General features: G+C 36.7%; 9 protein-coding genes. 2 read left to right on the forward strand and 7 right to left on the reverse strand.

Annotated elements, in window-relative coordinates; all coding sequences use genetic code 11:
* Positions 1-253: 253 nt before the first annotated feature.
* Positions 254-1,390: a LytTR family DNA-binding domain-containing protein gene (locus LV704_RS03335; RefSeq protein WP_163421749.1), complete on the forward strand. Its 1,137-nt coding sequence runs from the start codon at positions 254-256 to the stop codon at positions 1,388-1,390.
* 20 nt (positions 1,391-1,410) lie between these two features.
* Here LV704_RS03335 and LV704_RS03340 read toward each other — a convergent pair whose 3' ends face one another.
* The 7 genes from LV704_RS03340 to LV704_RS03370 form a co-directional block, all read right to left on the reverse strand.
* Positions 1,411-2,331: a DUF5777 family beta-barrel protein gene (locus tag LV704_RS03340; RefSeq protein ID WP_163421748.1), complete on the reverse strand. Its 921-nt coding sequence runs from the start codon at positions 2,329-2,331 to the stop codon at positions 1,411-1,413.
* A complete protein-coding gene (locus LV704_RS03345) occupies positions 2,321-2,866 on the reverse strand; it encodes a YceI family protein (RefSeq protein WP_163421747.1) in 546 nt (181 codons plus the stop codon). The genes LV704_RS03340 and LV704_RS03345 overlap by 11 nt, the downstream gene beginning before the upstream one ends.
* A complete protein-coding gene (locus LV704_RS03350) occupies positions 2,863-3,300 on the reverse strand; it encodes a hypothetical protein (RefSeq protein WP_163421746.1) in 438 nt (145 codons plus the stop codon). The genes LV704_RS03345 and LV704_RS03350 overlap by 4 nt, the downstream gene beginning before the upstream one ends.
* A 330-nt stretch (positions 3,301-3,630) precedes the next feature.
* Positions 3,631-4,887 carry a sterol desaturase family protein gene (locus LV704_RS03355; RefSeq protein ID WP_163421745.1) on the reverse strand — a complete coding sequence of 419 codons (1,257 nt, stop codon included), beginning with the start codon at positions 4,885-4,887 and terminating at the stop codon, positions 3,631-3,633.
* Positions 4,888-4,987: 100 nt separating this feature from the next.
* On the reverse strand, positions 4,988-7,273 hold the full coding sequence (locus LV704_RS03360; protein WP_163421744.1) for an FdhF/YdeP family oxidoreductase: 2,286 nt from the start codon (positions 7,271-7,273) through the stop codon (positions 4,988-4,990).
* Positions 7,274-7,324: 51 nt separating this feature from the next.
* Positions 7,325-8,884, reverse strand: a complete 1,560-nt coding sequence (locus LV704_RS03365) for a kelch repeat-containing protein (RefSeq protein ID WP_163421743.1) — start codon at positions 8,882-8,884, stop codon at positions 7,325-7,327.
* 44 nt (positions 8,885-8,928) lie between these two features.
* Positions 8,929-11,553 (reverse strand): valine--tRNA ligase, encoded by a 2,625-nt coding sequence (locus LV704_RS03370; RefSeq protein ID WP_163421742.1) that lies wholly within the window; start codon positions 11,551-11,553, stop codon positions 8,929-8,931.
* A gap of 197 nt (positions 11,554-11,750) precedes the next feature.
* Between LV704_RS03370 and LV704_RS03375 the strand changes: the two genes are divergently transcribed.
* On the forward strand, positions 11,751-12,140 hold the full coding sequence (locus LV704_RS03375) for a DUF1573 domain-containing protein (RefSeq protein WP_370636046.1): 390 nt from the start codon (positions 11,751-11,753) through the stop codon (positions 12,138-12,140).
* The last annotated feature ends 47 nt before the right edge of the window (positions 12,141-12,187 follow it).

Here is a 12,187-nt window from a genome sequence, read left to right on the forward strand (position 1 = left end):
CGCACACCAACCTTATTTCAAAAAAAACTACCTAAAACGGAAAATAGCGTCTTAAAACGGAAAAACCATTCCATTCGGGAGCCCTTATTATATCTATGTTTGGTTAAAAATCATCATATATAACATGTGTCTATGGACAAACAGGTCAATCATACGCATAGCAACTTAAAACATGTGGCCAACAACTCTATCTGACCTTTAAATCATATATTGCACTGTTTTTTTGAAGAGCTTTTTATCCTTGATTTGGATTATGCGCAAAGACCGACTTTATTTTTATACATTTTTAGCAATTGCCACCATTTTTGTAATTATTGGTGGTATTACTGCACAATACTTTGTGCGTATCAGTACAGATCAGATGTTAGGCACTCAACTGGAGTCAAGCAAACGCGAAGCCAAAGAAGTTGCTGTATTTATAAGTCATCAACTTGAGAACGATATTTCAAAAGAAAAAGTTATTGGTAATGTGCAAAAAGCCATTCAAAATACCAATATAGAATCTGGTTTTATAAGTATTATAGACTGGGCGGGAAAAAATATTTGCCATCCAGATAGAACACAAGCAGGTTCTCAAATAGGGTCTAGCCAATCTCTTGCAATGGCCATGGATAGTGAAATAAGCACTGAAGATTTTTACAATTTGCTTACCAATGGAGAAAACAATGATTTGAGAACTAATGAACAACAATCTGAAATACTCTACATTTATCCAGTACAAAATTCTGATTGGATTGTTGCCGCCCACGCTAACTTTGCTAAAATATCGGCGCAGATAAAAAATCTTCGCAATCGATTTTACGCCCTTTATAGTATTATGGGTTTTGCTGTCATATTAGCTTCTGTCTTTACAGTAAGGTTTATTGGAAGTTTCTATGAGAAGAAATTAGAAGTCAAAAACCAGGAGTTGGAAAGTGAAGTTATCAATTTAGCTAAATTGAATAGCGATTTAGGTAAATACCAAAGGCGAGTTGTTGAAGAAGGGCCTAAACAACAAATTAGTGAGGATGAAAAAAGTTCCCCTGAAAAAAGCAAAAAACAGACGGATGGTGGCAAAAAACGTATTTTAACCTACTTGCGAAATGAGTTATTGCCTATTGCCATTGATGACATCGCCTACATTTATACAGAAAATACAATTACCTATGTTGTTGACATGCATGGTAAAAAAGCAACTACAAACAGTAGTCTGGATGAACTATATTCCGGTTTGGACAGTAGTTTTTTTTACCGGGCCAATAGACAATTCATCATTGCCATATCTTCTATTGAAAAAATAATTAGGTACAGCAATAGTCAATTGAAGATTTTAGTGAACCCAAATTCTGAAGTGGACATTATTATTGGGAAGAACAAGGCAGCTGAGTTTAAACAATGGCTCAATCTATAGCAATCAGGTTCTAACTCTTATCACTTTTTGGATTTAATATTTGCTCGCTTTTTTTGATTGAAATGCAGTACGTAAGTAGCATTTACCCCTATATGTAAGCGACCGGCATTAACATTAAAGTTGTTGGGTATCAAAGTATAATTGGCAACATCGTCAAAACTTTTGGAATTTGTCATGGAAAACTGAAGTATTACATCACTGATTTCCCAATTTACACCTAATGAAAAGAGATTAAAGCCCTCTGGTCCCTCTTCTCTTCCAAATGTATAATAGTATTCAGAAACTAAAGATACATGGTTGCTCAATTTATATCGTCCTCCAAAACCCAAAGAGAAAAAATCTTGGTTTCCATCAAGTGATGGTTGTTCGCTTCCCATATGAATATAGGTAGGTGCAATCTGCAAGGAAAGATTACGATCAAATTTTCTTGCTATAATGGCTTGTGATACAAATGAGAGTCTATTTGATGATTCATTAGGCAATTGAAAGCCAAGAAAATTACGTGTAAAATAAGAGGTCCCTTGGACGAGCGTAATGCCCAATTGTGATTTTCCATTGTCTTGCTGTCTTAGTAAACGGTATTTGGCAAAACTATTTACAATACCATCCCAGGTAGTAATTCCTGCACCAAAAGTAAATCGGTCGGTAAATGCATATTGTGCTCCAAAATGTGCTGAAAACCGGTCGGCCGCAAAACTTTGGCCATTTTCATTGTTGGGAATGTTCCAATATCGTGTACCCAAAACAAATTCCAAGACCCCTTTCTTCCTCGTCTCCACAGATTGGCCCAATAAAACACGATTAGCCTTAAAAGTGGCTTGGGTATAAAATTTTTGCCCTGAAAGTTCTTTATCCAATATATCGAGAATATCCTGGGCGCTTACCGAAACAATGCCGAAACAAAGGGTAAATATTAGTAAAATGTTGTTCTTATTCTTCATAGGGTTCGTATTCAAATCTGAACATTACCTGTATTACTTTCGCTATATTGGGCGCTAATAAAGGTGGGACTTTAATGTTAAAGTCAGCTACTGGAACTTCAAAATCCCCAGTTAACACCAAATTACTGCCCAAATTTTCAATCTTGACTTTTATATCAATTTCTTTTTGCACTCCGTGTAATTCTAGATTTCCCTTTAAAAAAACTATACCATCATTGAAAGAATCTGCATTGAAATCAACTATTTTACCTGAAAAATTTGTTTTCGGGTAAATATCAGATTCCACATAGCTTTCATTAAAATGTTCTTCCATCAAGGATTTTTTGAATATGAAAGCTCTCAATAACATACTAACCCCAATAGCACCATTACTTTTATCCACAATACTATGGACTTGATTGTTGGTAGCCTCTATATCCTCTACCGAGGTGTACGAGAAAAAGGAAACCTGACCTTGTCTTGTAATGATCCTATTAGAGGTTTGACAAAAAGCCCCAAAGTGCAAAAAGAAAAATAAGATGACTAATTTATTCACTTGTTATAATCAATTGGTATACAATTTAGCATTATTACATCTAAAAGAAAGCCTTTACAGACTCCCTTCAAAATAATAGTATCACCGACGCTTAGTTTTTCAACCTGGTTTTCTCCAAAGGGCATCATATCACATACTATAAAATTTTTGGTGAACTGTTTACTTTTCAACAAAATCGTCCGCCTATCATTCATACTACTTATACCCTTGATTATACCCTTAACTTCTATTGTTTTTTCAACATAAATGGTGTTAGCTAACTTTTCATCATGGGTAAACATAGAAATTAGGTCATCAGCGCTTAACTTATCATCAGAAATACTATTAAGAACGTCAACTCTTGAAGGTCTTTGAAATTCAAAATACACATAAGTCAATATGGATAACACTGTAAAGATTACCATGAAAATGATTAAGTATACTTTTTTTCTCATTCCTAACAATCCAATCTTAGAAAAACAAATTCTGAATAATTAAAAAAGGAAAGGCCATTCGAAAATGGCCCAACCTCTTTCTCAAAACAATTTTCTTCACCTGTCTTTTTATAGACATTAAAGACATGTACAAAGCAATGTATTCCATTGGAATTAATAACCTTAAATCTTGTTGAAAGTGAAAATCAAGCCTTAAAAGTGAAATCATACTAAAAGAATGTTTGTCGGTGTAATACCAACATATATCAAAAAGCAGTTATTCTTTGCTATGTTACATGATAATGATGATATATTACAATAAAAACCAAGCACTAAAAAAACCAAAAAGGATTATATTATTTTATCATTTTTTTCAAAAAATGAGAAGTAAATACCTCCAAAAATTGTAACTACAAAATAAAGACCTACCAAGTAGCTCCCTATTGGCAAGTAACTGTTCAAACCAAACCAATCATTGGTTACAAAAATCAGAGCCAGTCCGGCGATACTCCTAAAAATTTCAATCCAAACAGCGTAGGTTTCCTTATCCATTAGAGTGGAATATCCATAAATTCCTATAAATATGTATGCCCCAAACAAAAGGAGACTACTGAAACCTATTTCAGAATAATTATAAAACATAAACAACATTAATCTGGTGTTTGCCAATAGTTGAAAAATGGCATATGCCTTCAGTTCTTTAGAAGCTTTAGGCTTATATTTTTTGAAGTTATAGACATCCTCAATAATTTGAATTGGATACTTTTCCTTGACATCTTCTGGCCTCCATCCTGTTGGCATAAACCAAATTCTAAGTTTATCCCAATAGCTATTGGTTCGCCATGCATCTTTTACCAATCTCCAAATATGTTGAAAATTAATAAGTATGGGATTCCATGTTCCGGCGGGCTTTAACACACCATATTGAGGCGGAACTTCTGGTAATTCTTCTTGAAAAGTACCGAACATTCTATCCCAAAAACTAAAAATCTGCCCTAGGTTCTTGTCTATATATTCTGGGTTGATTGCATGATGCACCCTATGTTGTGACGGTGTTATAATAATGTACTCCAACCATCCCATCTTACCAATGTGTCTTGTATGATACCAGAATTGGGCGAATAAATGAATGGGGGCCAAAATAGCGATTACTTTATGCGGAACACCCAACAAAGCAGCGGGAATCAATAATAATGGAAAATATCCCAACAAATTAGATATGGATTGCCTAAGCGCACAGGCCAAATTAAATTCTTCACTACTATGATGTATTACATGCTGATTCCAAAAAAAGTTGATGCTATGACTTAAACGATGGTTCCAATAGCCTGCAAAATCAAGGGCAAAAAAACCAATAATCCAGATCAACCAAGTCTCTTTTATTTCAGTTAAGGCAAAAAAATCCAATAGAAAAGGGTACGTAACAATAATAATCCCAAGGCCTAATGAATCTTTGACCACATTGGTAAGTCCTGAACTTAAACTGCTTATGGTGTCCATTACATTGTGCATCTGTTTTTTTGCAAAATGCCCATATAGAACCTCAAAAAGAACAAGCCCTATGAAAAATGGAATAGCGTATAATAAAGCTGTGGCATAGGTTTCCATGCTTTAAATATAGAAAACATTAAAGAATAAGAGGTTTTGCGGCTAATTATAAAAAATATGAGTTTTCTACAATAGACATATCTAGCTTTTACAACTAAGACTAGCTTGCCTGTATCTTTACGATAACTGATTTGCTAACAGGAGTATTACTTTTATCCGCGTATAAATCTATGGGAACAAGAACATTTGTTTCAGGAAAATATGCACATAAATTTCCAGAAGGAATATCATACGGAATTAGCTTGAATTTTTCCGCTCGTCGTTCTTTTCCATCATAACAACTTACCAAATCTATCACTTGCTGTGGTTGTAACTGTCGTTTTTTCATATCACTTGGATTCATAAAAACAACTCGTCGTTCCCCATAAATGCCACGGTACCTATCATTCATTCCATAAATAGTGGTATTGAATTGATCATGACTACGAACGGTCATCAAAACAAATTCGTCTTTTTCTAAATGATGCTGCGGAAGTTCACATACTGAAAACTGGGCTTTGCCTCCTGGTAATTTTGAAAAATCCCCTACTCTTGTATTATTGGGCAAGTAAAACCCTGAACCCTTTGATCTATTGGAGTATTCTTGGTATCCATTTAATACAAGAGAAATCTTTTCCCTAATTAAATCATAATCGGTCCCTAAAGAGTTCCAATCAATCTGAGCATCATCACCAAAGTAAGCTTGGGCAATATTCCCGATAATTTCTGGTTCGCTTTTCAAATGCTCACTAACAGGTTTTAACCTACCTTCGCTCTGGTGTACCTTTCCCATACTGTTCTCAACAGTTACAAAGCGCTTTTTGTCTTTCTCAGTTCTACCCAAAGTAGGTAAAATCAAAGCTGTTTTACCAGCAGTAAGGTGCGTTCGATTTAGTTTTGTACTGACTGAAACGGTTAAATCACAAGATTGGAGTGCATCTGAGGTATATATGGTATCTGAAGCAGCGGAAACAAAATTTCCTCCTAATGCAATAAAAACCTTGGCTTTTCCTTTATGCATTGCCTGAATGGCGTTTACCGTATCTAATCCTTCTTTGTTTGGTGGTTGAAAACCAAATACATTCTGAATGGATTTGTTCAAAGATTCTGAAACATGGTGCATAATACCCACACTTCTATCTCCTTGAACATTGCTGTGCCCGCGCACAGGGCAGGTACCAGCTCCTTTTTTACCGATACTTCCTTTTAACAATAAAAGATTGACACATTCTTTTATGTTTTCCACTCCATTTTTATGTTGCGTAAGGCCCATAGCCCAGCAAATGATGATTTTTGATTTTTTAGCCAGTAGTTCAACTGCTAAATCTATTTGTTTGGAATCCACCCCACATAATTGGAGTAATTCGTCCTCATTGTGGTGCTCCAAATCATCCAACAGTTCTTGATATCCACTTGTTTTCTTTGAGATAAACTCAAGATCAAACACCTTTTCTCCCCCATTATGACGTTTTGCCAAACGTTTCATGATAAGTTTTAGCAAAGAAACATCCTGATTTATCTTCACTTGAAGAAAAATATCGGTCAAGGCAGTTCCAGAACCTAAAATTCCACTAAGCTGTTGCGGGTTTTTAAACCTGTTCAATCCGCTTTCCGAAAGGGGATTAATGGTAATGAGCTTACCTCCATTTTCCTTACATTTTTGCAAGGCGGTCAACATTCTAGGATGATTAGTGCCTGGGTTTTGTCCGATCACGATAACAACTTCGGCTTCTGGAAAGTCTTCCAAAACCACAGATCCTTTGCCTATTCCCAAGGTTTCAGAAAGTGCCACTCCACTAGATTCGTGACACATATTGGAACAATCTGGCATATTATTGGTACCAAAAGCGCGCACAAAAAGACCGTATAAAAAAGCAGCTTCATTACTAGAACGTCCAGATGTATAAAAAATAGCCTCATCCGGAGAATCAAGAGCATGTAGACTTTCTCCTATTATTTTGAAAGACTCCGCCCAGGAAATAGGTTCATAATGAATAGCTCCCGGTCTTAGAATGAAGGGTTCAGTAATTCTCCCACTTTTTCCTATGTGATAATCTGTCCATGTAGAAATTTCCTCAACGGAGTGTTTCTCAAAAAAGCTCCTATCCGCTCGTTCCAATGTGGCTTCCTCTGCAATGGCTTTAGCTCCGTTTTCGCAGTATTCACCTAATTTGGAAGGCTTTTCTGGATCTGGCCATGCGCAGCCAGGGCAGTCAAACCCCTCCTTTTGATTCATGCGGGAAAGTGTTTTCAAAGACCTAAACAAGCCAGCTTCCTTACTAACATGCTCCAAAGCTGCTTTTATTCCAGGTATCCCAGCAGCATATTCCGAAGGTTCGGTAACTTTTAAATTGGAAAACTCTATGGTTCCCGTTGCTGAAATATTACGTTTTGGAGCGTCTGACATAAATTGGAAATATTATTATAAAGATACAGATTGCAAGAAACATTATACTCCTCAATCCATTCTCCAAATATCATTTAACCTCGGGTCACTTTCAAAACGTCCTCCTATTACCCATAAACTTGAGTCGAACATAGCAGATGCATGAAAGGCTCTTGGCGAAAAATAATTTCCGTCCACAATCTCTTTTTTCCAGTTGGTCCCATCCACTGTGGACCAAACATCATTCTCATACTCTTCACCAATACCACCTATCAACCACATCTTGTCGCCAAAAACCACAACTTGATGTAGTGACCTTGGGAAAAATTTACTTTTTTCTGATGTTTCCAAATCCCAATTAGTACCATCGGAGCTGGACCATACTTCATTGTTTGTTCCCAAACTACCTCTTCGACCTCCTATCACGTATATTTTATCATTGAAAACAGCAACCTGAAAACTTTGTAATCCTCCAAATGTGGTGCCTGAGGTAACTACCTCTGACCAGTTTGTTCCATCAGAACTTGACCAAACTCCAGAAGTATCAGTAGTTTGACCCCCGATCAGCCATAGCTTGTTTTGGAAAACAAAAATCTCATGTCCATTCCTGCCGGGGAAAACATCACCGATTAGGGTTTCTTCTTGCCAATTTGTTCCATCTGAACTGGACCAAACTTCCGAAGGAATTGCTGCCCCAGAAGTAACTATCCATAACTTACTGTTAAATTCTGCCACCCTCACCTGATTTCCATCCGTCTCTCTGGTAGAATTTTTAACTCCAAAATTTCCTAACAATTCCCATGTAGCGCCATCCTCCGTTGACCAAACTTCCCGCACATTTCCTCCATTCCAACCTCCTAGCAACAATAATTTATTATTAAATTCGATAGCCCGCATTCCTGTTCTTCCAGAAAAATGGGTTCCGTTAATCATAATTTGGGTAAATGAAATTGGAGTTTCTACTATATCATTAAGGTTTACAGTTACATTCGCAGTATTCGTAACACCATCATTTTGCGTAGATACAACTGCAGTAATTACTGGGTTTTGTTCAAAATCAAACAAATCGGCATTGCCAACTATGATTTCGCCAGTAGAAGAATCTATTTGCAATGCTCCCTCAGGGATTACGGAATTAATTGAAAATGTAATCTCGCCAATGTTGGTAGAAGCATCAATAATCCCCAAAACCTGATTGGGGTCGGGGTTTTCATCAATGGTGACTTCAAAATCGCTTAGCGAAACTGTAATTTCTTCTTCCACCTCATTCAAAGTGATTGTTATTGTAATATCCTTAGTTACATCACTGTTTTTTAGCTGAACTATGGCTGTTATAGTCGGATTAACATCAAATTCAAAATGAGAAATGTTGGCAACCGAAATTTCACCAGTAGTTGTATTAATTTGAAGAGCACCTGCAGGGTCAACAGAAACTAACACATAACTAAGAGTTCCGCTATTTGTAGTTCCTCCTACAGCTCCCAATATCGTTCCAAGAGATGGGTTTTCATCAACTTGTAGTGATACATTCTCTGCGTTTATGACAATTTCATCCTCATTGGTATCGTCGTTTGAGGTACTGCAAGCATTTAAAACAAATAATGCCAGCAAAGTAGATAAAACTAATCTCATAATAATCTAATAACTATTCTAGTATAAAAAACATTTGTGGGCATTTACCCCAAACTCGCCAAACTTTTCTCCAATGTCTCAATTTTGGCTTCTGCATCTGAAGCTTTCTTTTTTTCAATGGCCACAACTTTTTCTGGGGCATTGCTTACAAAGCGTTCGTTACTAAGTTTCTTTTGGACAGATTGCAAAAATCCCTTGGTATAATTAAGCTCTTCTGTAATCTTTTTGATTTCTGTTTCAACATCAATTGCACCGCCCATGGGAATAAAGTATTCATTGCTTTTTACTCTAAAGCTCAAAGCACCATCTAACCCTTTATCTACCGTTTCTATATGAGTAATATTACCCAATTTGGTGATAACGGCATCCATTTGGGTACTTGTATTACCGCTATTTAAGATTGAAAGTTCCAAACCTTCTTTTTGAGCAATGTTTTTCTCCTTTCTAATTGTGCGTATACCTGAGATTACTTCAGAAGCAAAATCAAAATCAGAAATTAGATTGGTCTTTACCTCGGCTATTTTTGGCCAATTGGAAATAATTAATGCTTCTTCCGGAGTACGTTCTGCTATATGTTGCCAAACTTCTTCAGTTAAAAATGGCATAAACGGATGCAACAGTTTTAAGTTTTCTTCAAATAAGTGTATTACCGCACTTAAAGTAGTTTTATCAATAGGTTGTTGATAAGCAGGCTTAACAATTTCCAATAACCAAGAGCAGAAATCGTCCCAAACTAGTTTGTATATGGCCATTAAAGCATCTGAAATACGATATTTTGAGAAATGGTCCTCAATCTCTGCAAGGGTTTGGTTAAACTTGGCAGTATACCAATCAATTCCAATCTTTGAGGCCTCGGGCTGAGGCAAATTAGCAATCTCCCAACCTTTTACCAATCTAAAGGCGTTCCAAATCTTATTTGCAAAGTTTTTTCCTTGTTGGCATAGTGCTTCATCAAACATTAAATCGTTTCCTGCTGCCGAACTCAACAAAAGTCCAACACGAACTCCATCAGCACCAAAATCCTTCATAAGTTTGAGAGCATCTGGAGAATTCCCCAATTGTTTGGACATTTTTCTGCGCTGCTTGTCACGTACCAATCCTGTAAAATATACATTTTCAAATGGTCGTTTCCCTTGATATTCATAGCCAGAAACAATCATTCTTGCCACCCAGAAGAACAAAATATCCGGCCCTGTGACCAAATCACTTGTTGGGTAATAGTAGTTTATCTCCTCGTTATCAGGGTTTAAAATTCCATCAAAAACACTTATAGGCCACAACCATGAAGAGAACCAAGTGTCTAAGGCATCTGGATCCTGGCGTAAATCTGACTCTTGAATTTTTGGATTCTTGGCTTGCGCTTTTTTAAGTGCTTCTTCTTTGCTTTCAGCTACAACAAAGTCGTTTTTATCATCTCCATAGTAGTAAGCAGGAATCTGCTGTCCCCACCATAATTGGCGCGAAATGTTCCAATCCCTAATGTTTTCCATCCAATGACGGTATGTATTTTCAAACTTTTTAGGATATAGCTTAACCTCACCATTTTTTAGTACCGCGTCTAGAGCTGGCTTGGCCAAGTCTTCCATTTTAAGGAACCATTGGTCTGACAGTCGAGGCTCAATAACCGCTTTGGTACGCTCAGAAGTACCCACTTTATTGATATGTTGCTCGGTTTTCACCAAAAAACCATTTTTTTCTAGCTCTTTTGAGATTTCCTTTCGGACTACAAAACGGTCTTTCCCTTGATATTGAAGTCCATAAGAATTAAGTGTGGCATCTTCATTAAAGATATCTATAACCTCCAGACCATGCTTATCCCCTAAATTCTTATCATTTTCATCATGTGCTGGGGTCACTTTTAAGCAACCTGTACCAAATTCAATATCTACATATTCATCCTCAATAATGGGAATAACCCTATTGCAAATGGGAACGATGGCCTTTTTTCCTTTTAAATGACGATATCTTTCATCCTTAGGATTAATACAAATAGCGGTATCACCTAAAATAGTCTCAGGACGCGTTGTTGCTATGGTAACTTTTTCATCTGAGCCATCAATTTGGTAAGCCAAGTAATATAGGGTGCCTTGACGTTCCTCATGCACTACTTCTTCATCAGACAAGGTAGTTTTAGCTTCTGGATCCCAATTTACCATTCGATACCCCCTGTAAATCAGGTCTTTTTCGTATAAATCCACAAAAACTTTAATAACGGATGCTGACATATCGTCATCCATTGTGAACTTTTTACGCTTCCAATCCAAGGAACACCCAAGTTTTTCCAACTGTTTAAAAATAACTCCCCCGTATTCATTGGTCCAGTCCCAAACATGTTTTAAAAACTCTTCCCGAGTTAAATCCGACTTTTCAATACTATCCTCCTTTAATTTAGCGACTACTTTTGCCTCAGTGGCAATTGCCGCATGATCAGCCCCCGGAACCCAACAAGCATTCTTCCCCATAAGCCTTGCCCTTCTAATGAGCACATCTTGAATGGTATTGTTGAGCATATGTCCCATATGCAACACTCCTGTTACGTTAGGCGGTGGTATTACTATGGTATAAGGCTCCCTATCATCTGGTTTTGAACTAAAAAAGTCATGTTTCATCCAGTAGGTGTACCAGTGCTCTTCTACCCTATTTGGGTCGTATTTTGATGGAATTTCCATTTTTCGGTATAGTTTTTGTCCTTTTGGTACTCAGATTGGGTTTTTGAAGGAGAGTAGTAATGTTAATTTAACGCTATTCTTCAACCGAGAACCAATCTCGAAATACGAAACAAAAATAAGTAACGTTATTACATAACAAAAGAATTTTGGATGCAGGTGTGAAAACATTTAAATTTGAAGTTCACCCAAAACTAGAAATGATGAAAAAAACTGTACTCATGTTGTTTGTTGGACTTTTGTCTTTAGGCGTTTATGCTCAAGAGTCAACAGCAAAGATTGAATTTAAAAGTGAGACCGTAGATTACGGTGAAATTGCAAAAGGCAGTGATGGAGTTCGAGTTTTCGAGTTTACCAATACTGGAAGTGTTCCATTGGTAATCAGTAATGTTAAATCCAGTTGTGGATGTACTATTCCAAAAAAGCCGGAAGGACCTATTTTACCCGGTAAAACTGGTCAGATTCAGGTGAAATATGACACCAAAAGAGTTGGTCCAATCAGAAAAGCAATTACAGTAACCTCTAACGCGGATACTCCTACTAAAGTTCTTAAAATTAAAGGAAACGTTAAGGCTGAAGGAGCCAAATAGAGAAGAAAACAATATTGAAACTAAAAGTCCCATGAATAAAAATTCAT

Origin of the sequence: Flagellimonas sp. CMM7 (assembly GCF_021390195.1) — a bacterium.
Taxonomy (GTDB): domain Bacteria; phylum Bacteroidota; class Bacteroidia; order Flavobacteriales; family Flavobacteriaceae; genus Flagellimonas.

Coding starts and splice junctions, on each gene's coding strand:
- LV704_RS03335 (WP_163421749.1), top strand. CDS start 254: ATGCGCAAAGACCGACTTTATTTTTATACATTTTTAGCAATTGCCACC.
- LV704_RS03340 (WP_163421748.1), bottom strand. CDS start 2,331: ATGAAGAATAAGAACAACATTTTACTAATATTTACCCTTTGTTTCGGC.
- LV704_RS03350 (WP_163421746.1), bottom strand. CDS start 3,300: ATGAGAAAAAAAGTATACTTAATCATTTTCATGGTAATCTTTACAGTG.
- LV704_RS03355 (WP_163421745.1), bottom strand. CDS start 4,887: ATGGAAACCTATGCCACAGCTTTATTATACGCTATTCCATTTTTCATA.
- LV704_RS03360 (WP_163421744.1), bottom strand. CDS start 7,273: ATGTCAGACGCTCCAAAACGTAATATTTCAGCAACGGGAACCATAGAG.
- LV704_RS03365 (WP_163421743.1), bottom strand. CDS start 8,884: ATGAGATTAGTTTTATCTACTTTGCTGGCATTATTTGTTTTAAATGCT.
- LV704_RS03370 (WP_163421742.1), bottom strand. CDS start 11,553: ATGGAAATTCCATCAAAATACGACCCAAATAGGGTAGAAGAGCACTGG.
- LV704_RS03375 (WP_370636046.1), top strand. CDS start 11,751: ATGATGAAAAAAACTGTACTCATGTTGTTTGTTGGACTTTTGTCTTTA.